20 protein-coding genes and 1 pseudogene are annotated in these 24,049 nt (G+C 41.5%); 15 read left to right on the top strand and 6 right to left on the bottom strand.

Annotated elements, in window-relative coordinates; translation table 11 throughout:
* The first annotated feature begins 270 nt into the window (after positions 1–270).
* A complete protein-coding gene (locus sps_RS03515) occupies positions 271–3,606 on the top strand; it encodes a DEAD/DEAH box helicase (RefSeq protein WP_237157981.1) in 3,336 nt (1,111 codons plus the stop codon).
* A 76-nt stretch (positions 3,607–3,682) separates the two neighbouring features.
* Here the strand turns inward: sps_RS03515 and sps_RS03520 are convergent, their stop codons facing one another.
* From sps_RS03520 to sps_RS03530, 3 genes and pseudogenes are all read right to left on the bottom strand, one after another.
* On the bottom strand, positions 3,683–4,369 hold the full coding sequence (locus sps_RS03520; RefSeq protein WP_077751262.1) for a flagellin: 687 nt from the start codon (positions 4,367–4,369) through the stop codon (positions 3,683–3,685).
* A gap of 174 nt (positions 4,370–4,543) precedes the next feature.
* Positions 4,544–4,919 (bottom strand): annotated as a pseudogene (locus sps_RS03525) (secondary thiamine-phosphate synthase enzyme YjbQ).
* A gap of 136 nt (positions 4,920–5,055) precedes the next feature.
* Positions 5,056–6,030 carry a GGDEF domain-containing protein gene (locus sps_RS03530; protein ID WP_169915668.1) on the bottom strand — a complete coding sequence of 325 codons (975 nt, stop codon included), beginning with the start codon at positions 6,028–6,030 and terminating at the stop codon, positions 5,056–5,058.
* Between the two features lie 274 nt (positions 6,031–6,304).
* Here sps_RS03530 and sps_RS03535 point away from each other — a divergent pair, with 274 nt between their 5' ends.
* The 7 genes from sps_RS03535 to sps_RS03565 all read left to right on the top strand — a co-directional run bounded on the left by sps_RS03535 (position 6,305) and on the right by sps_RS03565 (position 11,903).
* Complete coding sequence (locus sps_RS03535; RefSeq protein ID WP_077751264.1) at positions 6,305–6,985, top strand: PepSY-associated TM helix domain-containing protein; 681 nt, start codon at positions 6,305–6,307, stop codon at positions 6,983–6,985.
* A 39-nt stretch (positions 6,986–7,024) separates the two neighbouring features.
* Positions 7,025–7,579 carry a DUF2271 domain-containing protein gene (locus sps_RS03540; protein ID WP_077751265.1) on the top strand — a complete coding sequence of 185 codons (555 nt, stop codon included), beginning with the start codon at positions 7,025–7,027 and terminating at the stop codon, positions 7,577–7,579.
* A 116-nt stretch (positions 7,580–7,695) separates the two neighbouring features.
* Entirely contained in the window at positions 7,696–8,538 is an 843-nt protein-coding gene (locus sps_RS03545) for a DUF4198 domain-containing protein (protein ID WP_077751266.1), read from the top strand.
* A gap of 136 nt (positions 8,539–8,674) precedes the next feature.
* A complete protein-coding gene (locus sps_RS03550; RefSeq protein ID WP_077751267.1) occupies positions 8,675–9,211 on the top strand; it encodes a TlpA disulfide reductase family protein in 537 nt (178 codons plus the stop codon).
* Positions 9,212–9,255: 44 nt separating this feature from the next.
* The gene (locus sps_RS03555; RefSeq protein WP_077751268.1) at positions 9,256–9,498 is read left to right on the top strand and encodes a DUF4266 domain-containing protein; all 243 of its coding nucleotides are present in this window, start codon (positions 9,256–9,258) and stop codon (positions 9,496–9,498) included.
* A 94-nt stretch (positions 9,499–9,592) separates the two neighbouring features.
* Positions 9,593–10,888 (top strand): DUF3570 domain-containing protein, encoded by a 1,296-nt coding sequence (locus sps_RS03560; protein WP_418346765.1) that lies wholly within the window; start codon positions 9,593–9,595, stop codon positions 10,886–10,888.
* A gap of 127 nt (positions 10,889–11,015) precedes the next feature.
* Complete coding sequence (locus sps_RS03565; RefSeq protein WP_077751270.1) at positions 11,016–11,903, top strand: FAD:protein FMN transferase; 888 nt, start codon at positions 11,016–11,018, stop codon at positions 11,901–11,903.
* Between the two features lie 121 nt (positions 11,904–12,024).
* Here the strand turns inward: sps_RS03565 and sps_RS03570 are convergent, their stop codons facing one another.
* Positions 12,025–13,296: a GGDEF domain-containing protein gene (locus sps_RS03570; RefSeq protein WP_077751271.1), complete on the bottom strand. Its 1,272-nt coding sequence runs from the start codon at positions 13,294–13,296 to the stop codon at positions 12,025–12,027.
* 355 nt (positions 13,297–13,651) lie between these two features.
* Between sps_RS03570 and sps_RS03575 the strand changes: the two genes are divergently transcribed.
* The 5 genes from sps_RS03575 (at position 13,652) to sps_RS03595 (ending at position 18,737) form a co-directional block, all read left to right on the top strand.
* Positions 13,652–14,827: a glycosyltransferase family 4 protein gene (locus tag sps_RS03575; RefSeq protein ID WP_077751272.1), complete on the top strand. Its 1,176-nt coding sequence runs from the start codon at positions 13,652–13,654 to the stop codon at positions 14,825–14,827.
* 9 nt (positions 14,828–14,836) lie between these two features.
* Positions 14,837–15,784, top strand: a complete 948-nt coding sequence (locus sps_RS03580) for a glycosyltransferase family 2 protein (RefSeq protein ID WP_077751273.1) — start codon at positions 14,837–14,839, stop codon at positions 15,782–15,784.
* Complete coding sequence (locus sps_RS03585; protein ID WP_077751274.1) at positions 15,774–16,154, top strand: GtrA family protein; 381 nt, start codon at positions 15,774–15,776, stop codon at positions 16,152–16,154. The genes sps_RS03580 and sps_RS03585 overlap by 11 nt, the downstream gene beginning before the upstream one ends.
* A gap of 177 nt (positions 16,155–16,331) precedes the next feature.
* Positions 16,332–16,967: a class I SAM-dependent methyltransferase gene (locus tag sps_RS03590; protein ID WP_218919626.1), complete on the top strand. Its 636-nt coding sequence runs from the start codon at positions 16,332–16,334 to the stop codon at positions 16,965–16,967.
* 78 nt (positions 16,968–17,045) lie between these two features.
* Entirely contained in the window at positions 17,046–18,737 is a 1,692-nt protein-coding gene (locus sps_RS03595; RefSeq protein ID WP_077751276.1) for a hypothetical protein, read from the top strand.
* A 42-nt stretch (positions 18,738–18,779) separates the two neighbouring features.
* Here sps_RS03595 and sps_RS03600 read toward each other — a convergent pair whose 3' ends face one another.
* Positions 18,780–20,816 (bottom strand): sulfatase-like hydrolase/transferase, encoded by a 2,037-nt coding sequence (locus tag sps_RS03600; protein WP_077751277.1) that lies wholly within the window; start codon positions 20,814–20,816, stop codon positions 18,780–18,782.
* 53 nt (positions 20,817–20,869) lie between these two features.
* Positions 20,870–21,166: a hypothetical protein gene (locus sps_RS03605; RefSeq protein ID WP_237157982.1), complete on the bottom strand. Its 297-nt coding sequence runs from the start codon at positions 21,164–21,166 to the stop codon at positions 20,870–20,872.
* A 342-nt stretch (positions 21,167–21,508) separates the two neighbouring features.
* Between sps_RS03605 and sps_RS03610 the strand changes: the two genes are divergently transcribed.
* Together sps_RS03610 and sps_RS03615 are read left to right on the top strand one after the other, a co-directional pair.
* A complete protein-coding gene (locus sps_RS03610; protein WP_169915670.1) occupies positions 21,509–22,993 on the top strand; it encodes a L,D-transpeptidase family protein in 1,485 nt (494 codons plus the stop codon).
* Positions 22,983–23,408, top strand: coding sequence for a helix-turn-helix domain-containing protein (locus sps_RS03615; RefSeq protein ID WP_077751279.1), 426 nt, complete (start codon positions 22,983–22,985; stop codon positions 23,406–23,408). Before sps_RS03610 ends, sps_RS03615 begins: the two co-directional genes overlap by 11 nt.
* Positions 23,409–24,049: the final 641 nt, after the last annotated feature.

The following is a 24,049-nucleotide window of genomic DNA, read 5'->3' on the forward strand; positions in this document are numbered from 1 at the left end:
TTATATAAGAATGAAGCCAAAAAGCGATAAGAGAATTGTACCCTTATCATATGTTTTAATATAAATGGCTTATTCAATAATCGATCGCCTCACTATGAGCATGAAAATGGCGTTTATCACACAATAATATATAGGCCTTAACCTCATCAATGATATAGTTCTCCCTTTCGTTTTAATTTAAATAGTTTACAAGCTTGAGCGCGGTGATCTGTTAGATATCACCTTAGTGTGTTTTTGGTTTGAATCGACAGTTATGATTGGAAGGCGAGATTGACCCAACTAGAAAATTTTTTTAGCCAGTCAGTAATATTTGACGGGATGCAGGTTTTACTGGATATGCCGCAAGTTGATTTCGACTATAGTGGGCCTGTGTTGTCTGCACAATTTAGAACAACTAAAGAGCTGAGCAGAGTCATTAAGGACTTTGATGTCAGTGATGTAAATCAGTCTATTGTGACAGCCACATTAGACTGGTCAGCGGGTCCTGTCATTGCTTCCGGTAATACGGGGTGCAGCCAATGCGGCGAGTCGCTGTTACCTTGTATTCACCTTGCCGCCATCGCCATTGATTATTTAGCCAGACAAGACCCTATCATTCCTTATCCAAGTGAGAAAAAACGTGCCGATACAGCACTCAGGTTATTGAGAACCGAGCTCAATCAACGCTACGATCCTTATCCAAATATGGCCAGGCATAGAGTGGTGTACTTGTTATCAGCAAGAGATGGTGCGCTACATTTACGCGTCCATAAAGGCTATGTCAGCAAAAAGGGGAAATACTCAACCAAGACAGATTTAGGCTTCGAAGTGCTAGGGAGAAGCAGCTTGCCAAAGTTTGTGACTCAAACTGATCTTTACTTACTGCATAGGTTAAAGGAGCTAGCCCAAGTACTGGACGATGAAACCCGAGATGCTCAGCAAGAGACGCTTTCCTTAGGGTTAGGCGATACCTGCGATAGTGAGTTCCTTTATTATTTAGTGTCTACTCAACGCTGTTTTTGGCAGCATTGCGAGCAAGCTCCTCTTAAAGTCGAACAACATTATCTCGGTGATTTTGTCGAGCCAGGAGCATTCCACCAAGTGGCTTCAGGACAATACCTAGACCTTGCAAGTATGAGTCTGGTGTTGAGCGAATTGCCCTCGTCTCTGAGTAAAATCAGCGATAAACAGTGCACTGAATATTTGCAACAAGTAGCAGATGATGACAGGGAATGGCAGCCCACACTGAAGGTTTATCGTAAGGGTATCGAGTTTCCATGGGATGAGCTGAGCCATCTGGATATACAGATTGCTAGCTTTACCCTCATCAGCGATAATTTGGAATGTGGGTTAACCGACATTTTTGATCTCGCCAATGAGTCACCGCATCTGCTCAAGCTCGCCTCGGAACTGAGCATCCAGCTATCCGATTTCCCCCTCCTTTCATCTGGCTTTGAACCTATTGTCTGGCATCAATTCCTACTGGGCGATCGCCAGTTACCTGAGATGCTGAGTCAACAGATGCTTGCTATAAGGTGTCTGATGTTGGCTGGCTGGACAATAGACTTTCAATTAATCAATCGATTTAGTCTGGTACAGGTCCAGACTTGGTATGGTGAGGTGAGCCATCAAGCCGCAAATAAGCAATGGTTCGACCTTGAACTGGGTGTTGAGGTGGATGGCAAGAAGATTAATTTATTGCCCTATCTGGTCAAAGCGATAAGACAGGGTTTACTGCAAAATCTAAGCGATACCGAAACAGTACTCATGGAACTCGACTCTGGTCAGCGCCTGTCTCTGCCTGCCGACAGAGTGAAGCATATTCTCACTGTATTGGTCGAGTTGTATGAGAGAAAACCGCTGTCAGTTGATGAGACATTAACCATGTCTATGAATCAGTTGACTCGAATTGCAGAACTGGCTGATCGAGATAAAATCAACAAGAAAGAGTGGCATTGGCAGGGCAGTCAGTGGTTACAGAATAAAGCTCAGCAACTTTACGCTTATTTGGACATGAGTATAGGCGATCAGGACTCGGCAGGTAGAAAGGTTAAAGCTAAGCAGATAGATTTTTTTGTTCCACCACCTGTTGGGCTCAATGCAGAGCTCAGAGAGTACCAGCAGCTGGGATTAAACTGGTTGCAGTTTTTAAAGGAACACGAATTTTGCGGAATACTTGCCGATGATATGGGTCTGGGGAAAACGATCCAGACTCTGAGTAGTATTTTACTCGATAAAGAGGCCGGTAAACTATCTCGTCCTTGTTTAGTGGTTGCGCCAACGAGTTTGTTAGCCAATTGGCAGCATGAAGCTAAAACATTTGCCCCCGAGCTTAGAGTGCTTCTCTGGTCAGGGCCTAAGCGCCACAGTCTACAAGATGAGATCGATAGCTGCGATCTCTTTATCACTAGCTATGGCACACTGCAGCAAGATGCAGAGTTCTTGGCCAAGCAACACTTTCATTTAGTGATCTTAGATGAGGCCCAGACAATCAAGAACGTTCGGAGTCGAATTAGCCGAGTCGTAGCCAGCTTATCTGCGACCCATAGACTCTGTTTAACCGGTACGCCCTTAGAGAATCATTTGGGAGAGTTATGGTCATTGTTTAATTTTCTCATGCCGGGCTTCCTCGGTACCTACGCTCAGTTTCAGCGGCATTATCAAGTGCCCATTGAAAAAGAGCAAGATGATGAGCGTCGTCGGGCATTGGTGCAGAGGATCGCTCCGTTTATGTTACGCCGGCTTAAATCTGAGGTCGCCAGAGAGTTGCCAGATAAGACGGTGATCAATGAGTATATAAATCTTACCGAAACACAGGGAGATCTGTATGAAACGATCCGTTTGACCATGTCTGAAGAGATGAGAAAAGCAGTTTCAGTCTCAGGAGTAAAGCGTAATCGTTTAGCCATCAGTAATGCCTTACTCAAACTCAGGCAGGTTTGTTGTCATCCCGACTTACTCAAACTCGATCATATTGAGCAATCAGACTTAGTCGGTGCCGAAATAGACACGGGCTCAGTAACCTCAGAGTTTAATGGGCTTGATAAGCAAGATGCAACCAATGGGTTGCCACTTCTCGATGGGGTTAGCAGACTCGATACTCGCTCGGGGAAATTGAATTGGCTTGCCGATAAGCTTCCTGGCATGCTCGAAGAGGGCCGGAGGGTGTTAATTTTCTCTTCTTTTACCAGCATGTTGAGTTTGATTGGTGAACACTTAGAAAAGCTAGGCATTAGTTTTGTGGAGCTGACGGGAAAGAGTCGAGACCGGGGCGCATTGGTTGAGCGGTTTCAACAGCGAGAGGTGCCGATATTTTTGATCAGCTTGAAGGCGGGGGGCGCAGGTCTGAATCTAACCGCTGCCGATGTGGTAATTCATACCGATCCCTGGTGGAATCCTGCTGCCGAGCAGCAGGCCAGTGATAGGGCTCACAGAATAGGCCAGGAAAAATCTGTGTTTGTCTATAAACTTATTTGTAAGGATACCGTTGAGGAGAGGATACAGCTGCTGCAGGAGTCTAAACAGAACTTAGCACAGAGTATCTATCAGCAAGAGAGTTTGGCTGTTTCTGAGATGACAGGGGATGATTGGCTCGAGTTACTTAAGCCTATAGATTTGGATGACTAGTCCTGTATAAACAGGTTTATTTGAATAGTATTGGAAAATCCGCCTTGAAATAAAAGCGCTATTTTTAAGAGTAGGGCTAGATAAACTGATTAAATAGCAGACCTTTTCGCTCCTCTTCATCTTTTTTCAGGATCACGGCGATTTTCAGTTGCAGCTCTGTCTTGAGTAAGTCTGCCGAGCTTTGTGCATAGTCAGTGTCTTGAATCCGCGAGCGTGCAGCGCTGTTATTGATGCTGCTAACTTGGTAGTTATTGATACGACTATCGAGGGCATTATATTGAGCACCATTGGTGCCTGCACTGTCACTTATGCTCGCACCAGCATCATCGATTGCAGTCAGTGAAGCATTAGGATCGCTGGCATCGAGTCCTGACATGAAATTATCCTGTCCCAGTACTTCCTGTGCGACGACATTGATCTCTTCGGTTAGTTGATCGAGCTCGGATTGTATTGCCTGTTTATCGTAAATGGGGTTTCCAGCCAGTATGGTGAGCTCTCTGGCCCTGACGAGGTTGTCGGTAATGGAAGCGTATTGACCCGCTTCAATATTGAGCTGTCCCTGTTCGTCTCGGGCATTTCTGGCACGTATATCTGACTCATTGATACTGGATGTGAGCCTATTGGCTATCTGCAGGCCTGCGGGATCGTCTGATGCCTTGTTTATCTTAAGTCCGGTACTGAGCTTCTCTATCTGCTCTTGGCGTTTCTCTTGCTGCGTTTGGAAGTTACTAAGTAGTGAGGATTGTGTGTTAGGCAGTTTCATCTGCGTTCCCCATGCCTGTTTCATTATCACCCAAGATTAATTATCCATCTCCGGTGTTGAAAAAACAAACAATTTAGCCGGGTGCTTAGAGTAAATTGAAGTAATAAAATGAAGGTTATACTTACAACTTCTAAAGAGGTGTTAAACGGGTTTGAACTGTTGCCTAGAAGTAAGTTACTCTCCTTGCAGGGTAACAACTAGCCTGCGTTTACCGCCACAGTCTCTAGGCTCACACAGATAGATCCCTTGCCATGTGCCCAAATTTAAACGGCCATTCGTGATAGGAAGGGATCGTCTGGCCCTTCGTAGGTGTGGGTATAATAAAGCTCATTTCAGGCGCGAGGCGATTAAAGTAACGCTCGAAATCGACCCGTACACTGGGATCGGCATTTTCATTGATGGTTAACGCGGCCGAGGTATGCTGCAGGTGGATATGGGCTATGCCTATTTTGAATTTTTTTAGCTCTGAAAGCGCATCATAGACTTCATCTGTGATTAGATGAAATCCGCGAGGCTTAGCGTTTAATTTAAATTCTTTTTGGTACCACATGACATACTCTTTAAATCGGATAGCTATCGGGATTGTAGCTAGGCTAACTCATTGGTCGTATTAATGATGCTGATATTTATGATACATGTACTCATTACAGGTACATAGTGAATAGGTTTACTGGATAAGTATGAATTTAGCCCGCCTGAATGACTCGGTTTCTGCCGGCATTTTTCGCCTTGTAGAGCGCCTTGTCACAGGAATTAATCCATTCATCTAAGCTGTCACCTTCCAGTTCTTTCACTCCTATGCTGCAAGTGATGAGTTGGGAAACTCCTGTGAGAGTAATTTGTGAAATCCTCTGCCGTAACTGCTCGGCGAAAATGAGGGCGTGCTCGCCGTCGGTGCCCGGTAATTTGATTAAAAACTCCTCCCCTCCGAAACGTATCACCTCGGCGCCGTCCGGTTTGTTGCGCGTAATTGTTTCGGCTACTGCGCGTAATACATTGTCACCCGTAATATGGCCATAAGTATCATTAATTTGTTTGAAATGATCGAGATCGAGTAAGAGCAGGCTAGCTTTGGTCTGGTGTTTTATTTTGTTTTCTATTGCGCTATTTAAGCTTGGTTTTAGGCGCTTGCGGTTATAGACACCTGTGAGTTCGTCGGTGTTGGCAAGATAAAATAGGGCATCTTTTTGTTTATTGATGATATGCGAAAATAGGGTGCCGAAGACGATACAGTCTATGATGGCGATGGAATAGCGAGCGATGACAGAGGAAGGCTCTATGTTGAGTGCAAAGCCGAGCCCGAATAAAGAATATAGACAAGATAAGAGCAGGGCATGTTTAATGCTAAACAGGAAAAAATAGACAAAAATAGTAGGGAAAAGATAGATAAGTCCTTTGTAACCTAAGTAAAAGCAACTATAACAGATGGCAATACTCACGATGATGAGCGTTATTTGTTTCTGTATTATGTTGGCCTTGTATTGCCATTCTCGCAGCAAGGAGAAAAGTAGCGGAGTGATGGCTAAGGAGAAGAATCCAGCGTGTTTGTAGTCACCGATCCAGATCCGATATAGGCTAAAAACACTCAAAGTCACGATCGCAAACAGATGAAATACGATCGAAGCGTTTCTCGGTATTTTATTCACACTCTCTAAATTCACTACTACTTGCCTCGACACTCAGGATACATATTTAAGTTGAAAATACTTAATTGACGGTATTTTTATCGGTATTTAACTAATAACCTTTAGTTATTTAGGGGAATATGGGTTTGTGTGCGTATTTTTTGCTCGCTTCATGTGGCTGGAGGTGGAGTTATGTATTTAAGGTAAGGTAAATAACGTAAATTCGCTAATAATGATAATTGTTATCATTTAGTGTTGTGGCACGTTTTAACATTTTTATGGTCGATTTTACTCGCCCGAACTATTCGTAATGAAGTCATTGAATGCTTTACCAACAGATGAACCTCAGCTTGTTATTCGTGACAAGGCCACAAAAGCCGCCAAGGTAAAAGCAAAAAAAATCCGTGTCAGCAGAAGCTCTCTGTCCATTGCACGGACCATTCATATTTATGTGTCTATGGCTCTGCTGTTACTTATGCTGTTTTTTGCCGTAACCGGCATTACTCTCAACCATCCTGAATGGTTCGATACTAATCAAGAAGGGGCTAAATACTCAGAGATCCCGCTGCCGGATTATTTAATCGCATCTCAAAGAGACGAAGCACAGTGGCGTGAAGCTTTAGGCCATTGGATGAAAAGCCAATGGTCTGTAGATATAACCCAAGCACAATTCAGTGAAGATGAGATTTCACTGGTACACAAGGCGCCGGGTACCTATCAGGTTTTTACTTTAGACCTCTTGGATAATCTGGTTTTTGTCGAGAGCCATCATTACGGTGCAATCGCCGTACTGAACGACCTGCACAAGGGGAGAAATGCCGGCCTTGCCTGGCAATGGATACTCGACATTAGCTCTGCGCTTATCATTTTGTTTTCTATGAGTGGTGCTTACTTGCTACTTCCTCAAACTAGAAAGCTGAAAAATTCACTATTTTATATGGTCATTGTGAGCGGTAGCTGTGGCTTGGTATATGTCACACAAGTGCTTTAAGGCATTTGATTTGGATAGATTAATCAACGAAGGAGTTCCATGAAGCCAGCACAGAGATACGTTAATGACATCAGCACAATTAAGCGGTATTTGGCTCGCTTACTGCTTCTTACCTCCTTGATAACTCAGTCGTCTTGGGTCAAAGCAGAGGTTGAGACTGGACTCGATGTCGAGATTAACTTACCGGAAATAACTCAAGGCCAGTATTTAAGGCCTTATACCGCGGTATGGATTGAAAATGCTAAAGGTAAGCATGTCAGTACGCTCGCTTTGTGGCGTTGGGATGAAGGGTACAAGTGGCTTAAAGATATCAGGCGTTGGTGGAGAAAAGCCGGCCGTGAAGATAGCCAATTAGTGGACGGGGTGAGTTCTGCGACTCGCCCTGAAGGAAAATACTTGCTCCATTGGGATATGACTGGTGTTGACGGGAAAACGGTCCCGAATGGCAGATATACCTTGCTGGTGGAGGTGGTTAGAGAGCATGGAGGTAGGGATCTAGTGAGACACAAGTTTGAATTAGGCTCTGAGGAATTTACTGCCCATATCGCCCCAACTCATGAAACGGGGGAGATCAAGATCCATTTTCAACCTTAATTTTCTAAATTTGAGATGAACCTTCTAGCCATCATTTTTAAGTTGCTAGTCAGCCAAATACTGGGCTAATAAGTCATCCATTTTCATATTTAATCATGTAATTTATAGGTCAGTTAATGAAAAAAACACTGTTAGTTACCGCAAGCCTTACTTTAATAAGCACTATGTTGAGTCCCTTTATGAGTAACCAGGCTCAGGCTCATGACCGTTGGATATTACCTAGTCACTTCAATGTCTCAGCCGATACAGGGAAAGGTGTGTGGATCACTTCTGATGTTTCTGCCAGTAACCAAGTGTTTATCTATGATAAGCCCTTTGGCAGTGAAGATGTTCAGATTGTGATGCCCGATGGCAAGCTAGCTTCTCCCTCTTCAAGTTATAAAGGCGGTCGTAAGTCAGTATTTGATTACAAGCTGACACAAGATGGCACTTATCGTTTCGAGAAAAAAACCAAACCCAAATATTACTCCCGTTACAAGGTGAAGGGCCAAGATAAGCCTGTGCGCGTTGCAATGGATAAACAGGCTACTAGGGCTGTGATGCCAAAAGAAGGATATGAGTTACAAGGTGCTATGTACTTTTCTCGTGTCGAGTCTTATGTGACCCTCAATAAACCTAACTATATGGCTTATCAGGTTAACAATGAATACCTTGAGTTACAGCCTGTGACACACCCGGCAAACATCATTGAAAATGAAGTCACTGAGATAAACTTCCTTTTCCATGGTAAGCCCGTAGAGGGCGTGACCGTTTCTGTGGTCAAATCCGGTACCTTGTATCGCAATAAGATCAATGCCATTGAGCTTGTATCGGATAAAGCGGGTTCGATCAGCTTTACTCCGCCAAGTGCGGGACTTTACTTACTTCACGCGAGTCTCGAACAGGTAAATACTGATACTCGTTTAGCCGATAAATCTGTTAACGAAATTTTCCTGACCTTCGAGGCAGGGTTAGAATAATTGACAGCAGATAGTCGAAACTAGCTTTAGCCCAAATCAGTATCTGGTTTGGGCTTTTTATTATCGTTAGGCTATTTCCAGATGCTGGCGCTTGGTGTATAACTAGTTTAATACACAGAGTTTTTTGGGCTTGAATATGGGATCGTCAATTATAAATTGGTTAACCCAATGGGTTAAAATTTGCTTGATTTCGAGCATATTCTTGCAAGTTAATTCACTCTCGGCGGCTCCAAGTCTAGCGCTTAGTGTCCAGGATGCAAACGGGCAGTCCTATGTATTATCTCAATTCTCCGGAGAGCTGATTTATATCGATTTTTGGGCGTCTTGGTGTGGACCATGTCGAAAGTCTTTCCCTTGGATGAATGAAATGCACCATAAATATGCAGATCAAGGGCTTAAGATCATTGCCATCAATTTAGACAATGATATGTCACTCGCCCGCCAGTTTCTCGGGCAGATCTCCGCCGATTTCACTATCGCCTATGATCCGGATATCCAGGTCGCAGGACAATTTAATATCTTGGGGATGCCCAGTAGTTACCTATTCGACAGACAAGGTAAATTAGTCGCTAAACACGTGGGTTTCTATTCGGAGCATAAGGCGGACTATGAAGCCGAGATTTTATACTATCTTAAGCAAGAACAAGCGGAAGTCCATAGCGAAGAAAAGTGAGTTGAATGAGTTGGTGTAGGATATTCTATTCAAGTTGAGGCGAGATGATGATAATCGGTACAGTGCAAATTAAATCAGCCAAAAACCTGCCGATCTTGGTCTGTTTATTTTTGACGGCCTGCTCGAGCCTAGGTGTGGAGCCTTGGCAGCGGGATCAGTTTGCTCGTGAAGATATGGCGCTGGACAGTGAAAAACTGGATTTGACTTTGGATGACCACATCTATTTCAGCAAAGAGGGCACGAGTGGTGGTCGGGCCCTCGCCGGGGGCGGTTGTGGCTGTAACTAAAACACTAGATAGGACAATAATTCAGACTGGCACTGAGCCAAAATCATGCATTGAAAGTAGGCTTAAAACTGCTAATTTTACGAGTGAACCTTCAATTTACGAGGCTCTGTCGGCTGCCAGTTTTGCGCTTCTAGGGATGACTAGCTCGGTGGCCATTGCCGCTGAAACCAGCCCATCAGACACAGATGAGACGGATTCACCTAAAATAGATGCCGCCTTACTCTATTATCAGGAGCAGGACAGGGTGACGGTAGCCGAGGGGATTTTCAATCTTAAGTTACCTGTAGGCGATAAACGGGTTTACGAAGGCAAGTTAGTGCTCGATACCTTAACTGGCTCTTCGGCAAATGGCGCCGTGGCTCAGGATGAACGACAGACTTTTACCCGTCCGTCAGGCAATGGCGAGTATAATATTGATGCTGGTATTATCCCGTTAGATGATACTTTTAAAGACACTCGAGTGCAGATCAGTGGCAACTGGGCTGAGATATGGTCACCTGACTGGAGCAGTAATCATGGTGTTTATCTGTCGAGAGAATATGATTACACCTCCTTGGGTATTAACTCGGCACTGGAGCGCTCGTTTAACAAGAATAACACTCAACTTTCATTAGGTATGGCCTATTACTATGATTTGGTCGATCCCGTAGGCGGACGGCCCGTGGCCATGAGTAAGATGGTGTTTCGGGATGATTTTGAGTCTCAAGCCCAATTCAGAACTGAATTTGATAAGACTCGTGAGATAGCGAGTACCGATAAACAGACAGTGGATCTAAGTGTTGGCTTAACCCAGATAATTAATCGGTATATGTTAGTGCAGCTCAGCTATAACTTATCTTCTTTGAAAGGATACATGACTGATCCCTACAAGGTACTCAGCTTGGTTGATGCATCGGGAACCAGTGAGGCATACCTGTATGAGAGTAGGCCCGATGAACGTCTTAAGCAAAGTCTGTATTTGTTTAGTAAACACGCGTTATCTACCGGGGTGACAGATCTGGCTTATCGTTATAGTTCTGATGACTGGGGCGTGTCCTCTCATACGTTTGAGACCCGTTATAGATACAAGTTCACTTCATCTTTTTTTGGCCAGCTTCACCTGAGATATTACCAGCAAGAAGCGGCTAGCTTCTATCGGGCCTTCCTGAACTCAGGAGAAGTGCGACCTGAATTTGCGTCGGCAGATTATCGTATCGGTAACATGAATACTTATACCTTAGGAGTAAAAATAGGTCATACCTTAATTGATGGTACTAAGGCCAGCTACCGTCTGGAGTATTATCAACAAGATCCCTATGCTAACGGAGATCAAGCCACCGGCCAGTTGGCTCATCAAGAGTTGTATCCAAGTCTTAAGGCGATCATCTTTCAGTTGGGACTATCATTTTAATACACCTAAAGTGATCATTTTACAAAGATTCACGCGTTTGGTGATATGAGGCTGAATCTTACAATGGCTGTCATGATGAGTATGCGATGATTGGTAATGACATGTACTAAAGTGAGGAAAGTACACCATGAGTGGAGGTTTATCATTGGCTCCCACATCCTGGGGGCATCTGGCGAGCTTTAATGCCATGGCCAGTCGGTGTGAGGTGCTTATTCGCACAGCAGACAGAGAGCTGGCTTTTCTCATGGCCTATCAGGTTATGCAGGAAACACGGCGCATAGAACAAAAGTACAGTCGCTTCAACCACTGCAGTTTACTTAGTAGGCTTAATGTTAATGGGGGCAACTGGCAGAACATAGACGCCGAAACATCTGCGCTGTTAGTGTTCTCTAAGCAGTGCTTCGACGCCAGTAATGGTATGTTCGATATCACGGCGGGGCCCATATTGAAACTCTGGGACTTCGGGCCTGATGCAAGTTTGCCTTGTCCTGCATCCATTGAGAACGCACTGACACTCGTTGGATTTGACAAGCTGATTATAGAGACATCACGCTTGTTTATCCCTAATGGAATGAGCTTAGATTTTGGCGGTATTGCCAAGGAGTATGCCTGTGACAGGGCGGTGAGTCTGTTGACGCTTCATTATCCTCAGGAATTGGCTCTGGTTAATTTAGGTGGTGATATTGCATGTACTTCGATAGCCGAAAAGCCCTGGCTGGTGGGAATAGAAGATCCTTTTGCATTGGACAATCACAAATCTACCATTAGCTTAATTGGCGGAGGTCTGGCTACCAGTGGACATACCCGGCGTTTTTTACTGGATAAGGGCAGGCGATACGGGCATATATTAAACCTTAACACAGGCTATCCGGTGGAACAGGCACCTCTATCTGTGACGGTTATTGCTGAAAACTGTGTGATGGCAGGCATGTTATCCACCATAGCCATGTTAAAAGGCGCCAATGCACAGCCTTTTATGGCCAGTCAGAATGTTGAATTTCATATTTGCAGCTAGCACACGTTTACTGGTCACTTGTAGAATCATCATGTTTTTGTTAGTAAACCTAAAAATAATAAGTGATTCATGCTTATTGTAGTGACTGTTTGTAGCGGCATGTGGACTGGGGAGAGAGGTATCAGGCAAACCTTAAGTTTGTCACTCTGTTCCTACCGCCACTCTTGGCCCGGTACAAGGCTTTATCTGCAGCCTTGAATACTTCATCAGTGCCTAGGTCATGTCGTTTAGTTCTGGCATTGATGCTGTCCGCGACGCCTATACTGACAGTGATATTCACGGTTTTATGTTCTCCTACATCTTGGCTATAAATTTTGGCATCTTTATCAAGGATTGGTCTTTCATGGTGGTCACGTATGACCAGATCATAGTTGGCTATCTTACTCCTTAGTTCATTGAGATAGGGTAAACATTGATTCGAGTTTTTACCCTTGAACAAGATAATAAACTCCTCGCCGCCATACCTGAATACTGAGGCATTTCCTTCTGTCTGCTTCATTATTTGTGCTACTAGCCTCAAGACTTCATCTCCGGTTCTGTGTCCATAGGAGTCGTTAAACTGTTTGAAATGATCAACATCTAGCATGGCTATAGTGTAAAGGCCGTTTATGTGTTCCATTTCAATTTCTAATGCCCTACGGCCTTGTAATTCAGTCAGTTGATCGATAAATGCCAGTTCATGACTTGAAGTGATAATACTCAACAGTAGTAGTGTCGCAGCTAATGAAAAGCATATTGCTGGAATGGCAGGGGTATCAAAAAAGACTAAGGCTAAAGTACAAAATACTAGATTAATGAAGATGGTGTGGTCAAAATTTGAGTTTCTGAATAAGACGATGAATCCGCTAACTAAGGTTAGAGCCATTGAGATGATGATCAGTAGCAGCGGTGATGAAGACAATGAAGGTAATGGTTTAAGATATGCGCTCCAGAGCCAGCTGACATTTTCATTGGTGAGCTGCTCCAGCAGCAACCAGCACCAAACTACCTGAAACAGAATGAATAGTAGGTAGTTAATGCCAAATCGAGATAGCAAACGTTTTTCCGGTAGAAAGTGAATCAAAAATAGGTTTACAGGAAGAGCAAATACCAATAAGCAGAAAGTGAATCTCTGAATATCCGTTAGGTCGTCAATACCGACATAGTTTTGTATCAAATAAAGGCTAACAACCATCAAGAGAGCCACAAGTCCTGTTGCTCCCTGGTTAAAAGGTTGGCTTAAGAAGATGACGACGGAGAGCATGATGTAAGGGAAGGTTGATATTAAGTTTTGATAGGGGGACAGTAATATTAATAATGACTCGCTAGACAAACACAGCTGCACAGCCAAGAGTAGCGGAAAAAACACGCGAAACAAGGCACTTCTGAATAGTGCAAATGAAAATAATGACATTCATGTTTCCCTAATTTGTCCCTTGATGACGATTCCTTTTAGTAAACCATGTACTACTCATGAACAAGATTGATTTTAAACTAATTATTATTTTTTGATACTCGAGTTCGTTAGTGCCCAGTATAGTAGTTAGACTGACTCGCCGTATGAAAATATTTACAAGCAATAAACGGATAGCTAAGTATTCAGGATTAGCTCCTAATAGCCTGAATGTTAGTTCGACACTCAGGCGAAATATGCTCAGCTACACCAAGATTTACGTGACTCACTCTATTTATATTTGTAGTTTGTATTGTCTAACTTCAGTTACTTAGACTATAAGTCATGATGGGTATTGGTTTTTGCTGGGAGTCAGATGGAAAAAATATGCTTTGCCTTGCATCGGTTCCGTGCGGATAAGAAAGAGGCCATGAGTAAAAATTTTGTCAACCTGGTGGAAGGCATCTCCCAGAAAGGTGAGAAGGTGGTCACCTATACACCGATAGATTTTATAACTGTAGCGAAAGTTGAAAAGTTTTTCTATCGCTCTACCAGTAGATATTCCTCTCTAGCCGAGTCGGTAAACAATTTGTGGTTAATATGTAGGGATATTAATCGAAATCATCTCGACTATAAGTTTATTAACTTTCATATAGCGACGCCGGTGGAGTCCTTTCTGTTAACGGTGTTCCTGTGTCGCTCAGCGATAAAAAAAACTGTGGTTTCTATTTGGCAGTCTTATCTGACTTTTGATGAACTTAAAGGTAATTTTAAATACTTTTTTTCAAACTCGATAAAGTACTTACATATATTGATAGGGAATTCTTTTGCCTGTTCTTTTCTGTATACCTTGTCTTTAAAGCAATTTCACAAAGTCATCGTTCACTGTGAGTACCAGCGTAAGCAGTTGGTAGTCCATGGCGTTAATGACATTACTTTGATCCGAAACGGAGTATTTTCTCTTAATGATTTTCCTATCGATGTCTTGCCTGACACGAAAGTACAAAGTGATGATTTTGTACTACTCTATCTAGGACATGCTAAAGCTTCTAAGGGAGTCAATACTCTGATCGAGTTGGCGGCTTCTTTGGAAGCTAGTAAAGCGTTAGAGTTTACACTGATATTGGCCTTGAGCGGCTTTGGCGAAAAGAAACATCTTTGCCGATTAGTAAAACACGCAAATTTAGAGCATAGGGTATGCTTTAAAGATGAGGTGAGTGTGCTGGAGGAGATGACCAATGCTGACTTATTGTTATTGCCGCTGCGTACTTGTGTTGGAACAAGTTTGATGCCCAATGTCATCATAGAAGCTATGTCATTAGGTTTACCAGTCGCTGTGCCAAGCTATCCAGAGTTACAAGAGCTTGTTAGCTTAGGGGAAAATGCCTTTGAACTGGATATCTCTGATATAGATTCCACTAGTAGGATGATTTCGACTTTATCGAAAAACAGAAGTTTACTTGAAAAGGTAGCACGCTCCCAAAAAATGCGGATCAGAGACGGTATGACGTTAGACAATTTTGTGGACGGTTACTTTCAATCTTTAACTTAGGCAAATACGATGCGGATAATCAGCCTGATAGCGCCTTGTTACAACGAAGACTCAGTGATAGAACAGTACTACCGGAGGATATGCTCCGTCGCTGAAAAGTATAAAGAGTATGAGTTTGAGTTTGTGGTTGTCGATGATGCCAGTGTCGATCAGAGTCTGGCCATATTAGACAGGCTAGCTCAGAGCGACCCACGTTTGAAAGTGATTCATCTGGCATCTAACGTCGGCCATCAAACGGCGCTTTTTGCAGGTATAGAAAGTGCTTCAGGTGATATCAATGTGACCTTAGATATAGACCTTCAGGATCCGCCGGAACTCTTATCTGAATTTTTGGCTAAAATCGATCTTGGCTTTGATGTTGTCCATGCACAACGTAAATCGAGAAGGGGTGAGACTCCCTTTAAGCTTATCTCAGCTAAACTGTTTTACCAGATCATTAAACATACATCTAAAGTGAAAATAATCAAAGATTGTGGGGACTTCAGAGCATTTACTAAACCAGTTAGACTAACAATAATTAGGTTCAGAGAGAAACATAAGTTTTTACGTGGGCTGTTCGTATTAGTTGGATTTGAACAAACGATTATTCAGTATGAACGTTGTGCTCGTTATGGAGGGGAAACTAAATATACCTTGCTTAAAATGACCAATTTAGCAGTCGATGCCATGTTAAATTTTTCTCAGTTTCCCATAAGGTTGATGTTTATTGTATCGAGTTTAATGTGGTCTCTTGGCTTTATATATCTGATTAAGGCCATGTTTAGCCGTTTTGTTTTCGGGACAGCGATAGAGGGCTGGACATCAATCATTTTCTTTCAGGTCTTATTCACCGGAGTGTTACTCTTTTTTATCGCCTTGCTCGGTGCCTATATTGGTCGAATATACGAACAGGGGCAATCTAGACCCTTGTATTGGATCCGGTATACCAAGAATATAGATCAAGACAATGATGGCTAAGTTTGCTTTGGTTGGGGTAGTGAATACCTTGATAAGCTATGGTTTTTTCTCTGTACTTGTATATGCAGGCTGCCATTACTTATTGGCCTCTGTGATGTCTTATGCTCTGGGGGCATCTGTTAGCTATTGGCTGAATGCGGCTTATACATTTTCTGTGATGAGAACCACAAAGGGGCTGTTTAAATTTATATTGCTCAGTACGGTTGCCATCTTGTTTGGCATGGCAGTGCTGCATATTTTGATTGAATTTATGTTCTTTAGTGCCTATATAGCCCAAGCTTGTGTGGTGGTTTTACGGTTTCCTCTGGTCTATGTTTTGTCCCACTCTCTGGTTTTTAATCTAGGCTTACAGAAGAGAAAAACAGACTAGTTTTGTGTTAGCGAGTGTTGGTACAGGATTTCCGTGAACTACTTGGTCTAAGTTTGTTTGTGACAGACATCGAAACTAAAGGAGAACGGTAAGATCAAAACCATAAAAGAGCAAAAAAAAGCGTTTTATAGCGATGAAGAGACTGTTCAGGAGTACGATGATTTAAGGTTTAATAAAGTGGGTGGGCAGTACGTGCACTTGAGTGAATCATTAGCCATCATAGGCTTTCTTGAACGAGTGAAAAATAAAAAATCGCTATTAGATATTCCTACGGGTACGGGAAGAATGTTAGTCAATCTCCTCGGGTTTAAATTCGATCATCTGTGCGCTGCGGATTATTCCGATGCCATGTTATCACTATGTCGGATTAAGTATAGAGATCAAAAAATTCATTTTACTAAACAAGATATCTATCGTACTTCCTTCGATAACGAGGCATTCTCCTGCTTGTTATCCAGCCGTTTTTTATTTCATAGCGACACCCAAGATCGAGTGTTTAAAGAGTACTCGAGGATCATTTGTCCGGGAGGATTTCTTATTGCTGATACGCTCAGTTGGTCGCCGAGAACTTGGACCCAAGTATTTTCTACCAAACTGGGAGGTCAACTGTATACCAATAGTGAGCAAAGCATACAGCAACTCGCTCACAACCATGACTTTTCTATCTTAGGGATCAAGAGTCTGCTGATATTACCAAGTTTTTTTTATAATTTTATGCCGCAACCCATCCTATCCTTTTTCATCTGGTTAGAAGGTTATTGGCCAAAGCGATGGATGACCAAGCGAGTGTGGTTGTTTCAGAAAAATCCATAATACGGAATGGCTACTAGGCTAGTGCTCATTTGATTGGCTAAGGTCGTCTTTAAAAATGAATAAGGCAGGTTCAGAAAAATGAATAAGGCTGGATTGCTATATAGTCTGAGGCTGAGCTCACTCTTTGTGGTCATTTTTCTTTATCTGTGTGTTCTGCTTAATTCAGCCATGATAAACGATGACTATATGGCTCTGTACACCATCTGGAGAATGAGTATTGGCCATGTAGGTGGAGTTGATTTTAATATAGATAGTTACACCTTATTGTTCGACCTCCTGACATCTATCGCTACTTTGCTCGAACCTAAGTTTGAATTGATATTCCTGTTCAGGGCGATTATGTTGTTGATGATATTACTTATATCCTGTCAGCTGTCTTATCTGTTGCAGATAGTTGTCAGTAAGCGTGTCTCTTTCATTGCCGTGATTTTTTTATTGATCTGTACACCAATGTACCTAAGGGGGTTAGATCTCAGGCCCGATCTGTTTATTCTCCTTATTTGGCTACAAATTATCATTATTTTTAGCGGGAAGACCGCCATCCTGTCACCGGTTAAGATCACTTATGTGGGTGTACTCATAGGCCTGGCATTTCTATTCAAATTTAAGTCCATTATTATCGTCTTGCCTCTGGCGCTGTTCTTCATACAAGAGATGATAATCGAGCGTAGAAATATAAGGGTTCTGATTGGGGCTATAGCCTACCTCTTGCTGGGTGTGGGGCTAGTGATTATCTCTTATGCTTGGATGTTAGGATTTGACTCCGTAATACAAGGATATGTTGTGGTTACCGCTAAGCTGATGACAAGCTCGATAAATGGTGACATTTCTGTATCAGGACTTAAGTTTGATATTTTAAAGCAAGCATTCATTCAAGATGCCCTTTTTTGGATCTTTGGCTTAATCGGAGCCATGTTGTTTGTGGTGAAAATAAATAGATTTAGCACCAAGCAAAGGTTCACTGTATGCTATTTATTACTGCTGGCCTTGGCATCTGTAGCGCTAAATCCGCATTATTTCGCTTATAACTTGATTAGCTTGTACCCCTTACTGTTGATCTTAGTCGCAATAACGCTGCAAGAGCTATATAACCTTTTAGTTAATGCAACTGACTTATTTTATTCTGTGTCTATCCTCCTTGGAGCCGCTTACTTAACTCTCTCTATATTTCATTTTTACACTTATGCTTCAACTGATCGCCTCAGTCACCAGGCTGCTCTCAATGAGTTTATTCTAGGAAACACAGAAGAGGAACAGGCCGTTTTTGCCTATGAAGGGATAGGCCTATTCAGGCCTTCTACCTTTCATTGGCGTACTTCTAAGATCAGGTTATCTCAATACTTCCGTGGTGATTATGATCTCTGGCAAGAGATTAAAGAGGCTAAACCTGTGTTGATTATTCTTAATTATAGGTTGCCACATTGGTTACTCCAGCGAGATAAGCAAGCATTGTTCGACCACTATATTATCGTTGCGCCACAAGTGATGGCCCCAGGTTTTTCAACTTTTAATCAGCGTGACTCGTACCTGATCTTAAGTGGTGCTTACCGGATGAACAACACTCGGGGTAAGCCTTGTAAACTCGATGACCAGTGGGTGGAGGATGGCACTATTTTAACCCGACAAGAAGGAAGGGTTAAACTAGAAGTCGGTACAGGCGGGGTATGTAGCTTATCTTGGGCTTTCTCAAAGAAGAGCATAAACCGCTTAACGACAAGTAACCCTCATGGATACCCCTATCTGTTAAGATCATCGCTTAGATTTAATTAGGTATTACATCGATTGGGATTAATTAATAATAAGAAAATAGTATTATTTTGAAGCTGAAAGGACTTGTTGACATGCTTTCTTTGGGTCGAATCCTGGATCGCCTTCATAGTGGTCACATATGCTAGCTAGCATCTTCTTCCATGGGGCTTCTCCCGCATATTCCGATAGGTTATGCCATTTTTTATTGTCTGTGTCGATTAAAACAAGCTCATCATAGCTAGGTATAAATGCTAGCTGCCATTGTTTGTAATATACAGATCTTTGTTTCTTTGCCACCATCTCTTTATAAGCTGTTGGGATCAATACTGCTCTACCATTTTCTCTTACTTCATAATTAGATGCCGTTTCTGACATGACTTTGTTTTCGTCTATAAAACTGGCATTAATGGATCGAAAAGGAACAGAAGATTCTACAAATACGGTTCGTTCCGTTATGCTTGGCATGGATTTTGTCAGGACTGTACCATCAAATGGCTTATCTGTGGCCTGCAGTGCTAAGTTCAGTTCATTAAAAAGGCTAGGAGCAATGTCTACTAACGAGAAAGTGCCTTTAATCTGTTGTGGTGTTTGATTATCAATAGACGAGTTAAACCTGCGGTAAGCCATCAATACATTTGTTTGTTCCTGGCTCATAACATTGGTTCCATGGCCCCAAGAATTAGGGGACAGTGTGGTTCCCTCTTGTGTTGATTGGCTGCTGATAACATCTCTCTTTAACATGAACCCTTCACCATGATCTGAAATAAGATAGACAATAGCATTGTCGAGAAACCCTCCTTCATTTAGATCTGTAAGCAATGCATTCACCTGCTCATCTACTTTTGATAGTAGGGCTTGATACATAAAATGGTTATAGTTTCCTTCCCAGTGGGCTTTGTTTACATCGATGAAATCTTTAGAAGTAAAAGGCCAGTGTAGTTGGCAAAAATGAACTGCTAAGAAATTGGGCCGCTTGGTCGATAGGCTAGCAAGCACTTCCTGATTAAAATGTATTGGAGAATAGCCTTTTCCGTAACCTCTATTCATATAAAGGTATGGAAAAAGTGTTGAGGCCATTGGGGTATTTGAAAGCAAGTTGATTAGAGGAAAGTCTGCCATGCTTGAAATTATGGCATCAGCAGCCCCGACTTTAGGACCTACTATCTCATCAAAGCCATAGGCTTCATCAATTTGATTAAACCGTCTTTCGTCAATTGCGTAGGTGGTTTTGTAGCCTTCTTCATTCAGTTCGCGGATTAAAGGGATGTCTTTATCGATGAGTTCTGGGGGGGCGAGGTTAAATCGTGCTCCATGACTCTTGGGGTACAACCCCGAAAGAATACTCATCCAAGCCACATAGGTACGACCGAGCGGGCTATATGTATTTGTATAAACCTGAGACTTTTTTATAAATCCATCTATATGGGGAGTAAACTGGTTTTCACTGTTTCTATATTCGAGATGATCAGGCCGCAATCCATCTATTCCTATGATAAACACATTAGGATTATTGTTATCATTCAAAGCATAGACTCGTTCCGGAGAATAACTCATTATAGATATAATCATTCCCGTACCCAGCATAGCGCAAGCCAATACTTTAGGTCCAAAATCATCATAGATGGCCCATATAAATTGTGATACCAGCAATAAGGACACAAGCGTTATTCCGAATGAGGATGCCAGAGGCGTCCCCCTGAAAAAGCCTAATAATGACGTAGGATAAAAGTAGGCATTGGCAGCAAGTATTGCTGTTAGGTGGAGTATGACAATAACTAACCAAATTTGTGTTCGTATTCCTTCATGAGCAATCAATCGAAACCAAGGTTTACATGAAAAGGTGATGATGAATGACCAGAGAAGGTGAAAAAGTATCACGAAAAAAATAAACTGAGTGAGGTCTAACAATAAACCTTGACTGTAAAGGTCTTCACTTCTTACGTGGGTCATGACTTCTGCAAGAGAAAATGAAGAAAAGTACTGAATGAATAATTTAAAATTATATAAGGCAACGAGAAACAGCAACATGAGTGCATTCGTTCGCCAAAAAGTCCTTATCATGGATATCTTTTTAGGTTCCAAACGTGTTCCAACCTCCATATCTACCCCTACTAGTCTAAGTTACCTTTAACCTACTGAGTAGAGTAGGGCAATTACTGCATATCGGCATTGCTATCGATGCCTGATGTTGAACCAGAGTTTGTATTTATCTTTGCAGAGGTCACGATGAATTTATCATTGTCTCTTATCACACTTGAAAGCTCTGATTCTGCAGGCCAGTCTCCAAGAATAAGATAACGTTCGGCTAGGCTCGAACCCGATGGAGCATCTGTTTTGATAGACATCCTTGATTGATAAACATTCCAAGCTGGTACAAGGTTCGACATGAGTAAAATGAAAACCATTAGGGATAAGCTGGCTTGTGTGAGCATCTCAGCATTCTTGGTCATATTTTTCTACCTGAGCATTCATTCTATTCAAAGTTGACGTTTTCAGTCAACTTGATACGTCGAGTCAATTAACCTACCAAAAGTATAGTTGTAATTTAGGTATTTCGAATGATCTTTAGATAAAAATACTGTACTGAAGTGTTAGCCTAAAGTTTGTCATTGGTTAGGTTATGTACTAAATATTAAGAGACTGAGCAGGCAGGCAGATTTAAGTAAGTATGATTAACCATCTAATTTTTAATTAAATAAATCTATATTAAACAATTGAATAAGTGATTGTTAATGTTTCAGGAAACTCTTTGAATGACAAGTCCACCAGATAATGTGTCGAGGAGGGATAAAATGAAAAATAAAATATTTTTGATCAGCTTATTATTCTGTTTATTCATCATTCCTATTCCCTCTTTTTCTGATGGTAACTCTCTAGCATCAAATTTGTTAGATACTCAAGAAGTGGAGCTTATTTATGAGCTTAACGGCCAGGAGTTAATTTGGTTTGACTCCTATGGTTTAAGTTTAGATGGCCTTTCATTGGCGCAATTATTAGAAGATCTAGGAATAGGTCTTGAAAAGTTTCTAGTTGTTGAACAAGTTGATCGGACAAAAATGAGTAAGATCGAACGAGATAGAGCTTATACCCGAGCTTGTCTCTATCTTTTAGATAGAGTCTCAAGGTTAAGCCTGAATACAAATGTAAACTTAGAAAACAAATTCACACAAGCGGTTATAAACCATAGGTTATCTAATTTTATTGAACAAGTTTTACCTCTTTATGATGAAGTCTCAAAATTAAGAGGAATGATAAGGAAATATAAAAAATTGACTCACAAACCTTGGCCTAATATAGAGCAATCGGAGTTCCGGCTCGGCCAGAGCTCAGATAAAATCTCGACACTAAGAGGAATGCTAATTGAGCTTGGAGATTTAAGCGTTAAACCTGAACTAAAACAAAGAACGTCGATATATGATCCAGATATAGTATTAGGGATTAAATCATTTCAAGTGCGCCATGGACTCGAAGTTAATGGTCAGCTCGATACTCAAACGGCAGAAAGCTTGAGTATTAAACCGGAAACGAGAATAGTTCAAATGCAGTTAAATTTATGGCGCTGGTTCAATTTACCGAAAGCCTTGCCTGAACGATTTGTTTGGATAAATATCCCTGGTTACCAATTACAACTATTGGACCAAGGCGACAAGGTATTGGATATGAAAGTGATAGTTGGTAAGCCGCAGACACCAACACCTATTATCACTTCTTCCTTAACTCGTTTAACTATCAACCCTAGCTGGACACCTCCCTGGAGTATTGTGAGTAAGGAACTGCTCCCTTTGGATGAAAATCAGCCTGGATATTTAAACCGACAAAAATTTGAATTACGAAAATATGGGGCAAACACCTCTCTTGACTTGGTCGATATTAGTAGTTCTTCGATACTGTATTTATTGTCAGAATATCAGCTGGTTCAAGCTCCAGGTCCTAAAAATGCCCTTGGTAAGTACCGTTTCTCTATACCTAATAATCACTCTATTTATTTGCATGACACACCATCGAAATTTCTTTTTTCTAAACGTATAAGAGCCATGAGTCATGGTTGTATCAGATTGTCAGATCCTAAGGGTCTTTCGGATTACTTGATGCGATCAGATGTTAGAGCCGCAGATGTTGCAAGAGCCGCGAAAGGAACTCTGACGCACTATTATTCTATAATCAGTCCCACACCTGTATATATCACTTATCACACAATCTGGGTCGATGAGCTTGGTAAATTACAGCTTAGACCTGATATCTATGGTTTAGATAGGATCTCCGCATATGATGAATGACAGTTATGATAATCCTGACTTTATGAAACTGATCAGGCAGGAAAAAAATGCCAGGATGAGGTTAAAGCTCCTAGCGCTTTTACATTTCCATGAAGGAAAATCAAGATACCAGATCTCAGATTACCTCAAAGTTAGTCGTACCAGTGTGAATAAATGGGTCAGTAATTATTTAACTCATGGATTAGAAGGACTTAAGGATAAGAAACACTCTGGCAGGCCGGCTTCTTTAACGGCTGAACAATTAAAACAATTATCTGTGTATATAAAACATAGATCTGCAAGCTATGATAAGGAAAAATTACATGGCAGTGAAATTCAAAGTTATATATCTGATAACTTTGGTGTGAGTTATGAGATAAGTAATATTTATAAAATTCTTGAGAGGCTAGGTTATGCTTGGGTGACGCATGTATAAATGAGAGCCTGTGACCTAGCTGAATAGTAAGCTGGGCTATTAAAGCTGTATTAATATGATTTAACGACTAGACTCATATTATCTGAAAGAGATGAATTTTATCTAACTTAAAAACACTACAAACTATTTATCTCTTTCGCGTTGATTTATTCTGTGGTTGATGCGTAGCGATAGTCGGTGCACTTTTTTAATCTATACCCTCTATAGCTTTATCAACTCTCTTTGTTCATGTCGCTTACAATACAGGCTCTGCTTACGAATTGCTTTATCTTTAGATGAAATCACATTGGAAATTGATTAATTTATTGGTCTATTTTTACTTAATTTCAAAATAAACTAAAACTCTATTTTTACATTCAATAAATGACTATGTATATCTAACCCAGTGTTTTAAATGTGTTTTTTTTGACCTGGCAATCTTGTCAATGTAGATTTCAGATTCTCTTTATCTATTGAGCTCTTTTCTCTTTATTAACGGCTATATAAATCACGACTCTTAATATTAAACACTGGATCAGTTATTTTTTCCACATAGAGTGAACAGCTAGTGTTTGCTACTTTTAAGTTAGCTTTAAATGTTTATGTTTAAATGTAAGTGAGCACTTAAGGCAGATGGAATAAGTGACGGTCATGCAAACAAT

It is taken from the genome of Shewanella psychrophila (genome assembly GCF_002005305.1).
Lineage (GTDB): Bacteria > Pseudomonadota > Gammaproteobacteria > Enterobacterales > Shewanellaceae > Shewanella > Shewanella psychrophila.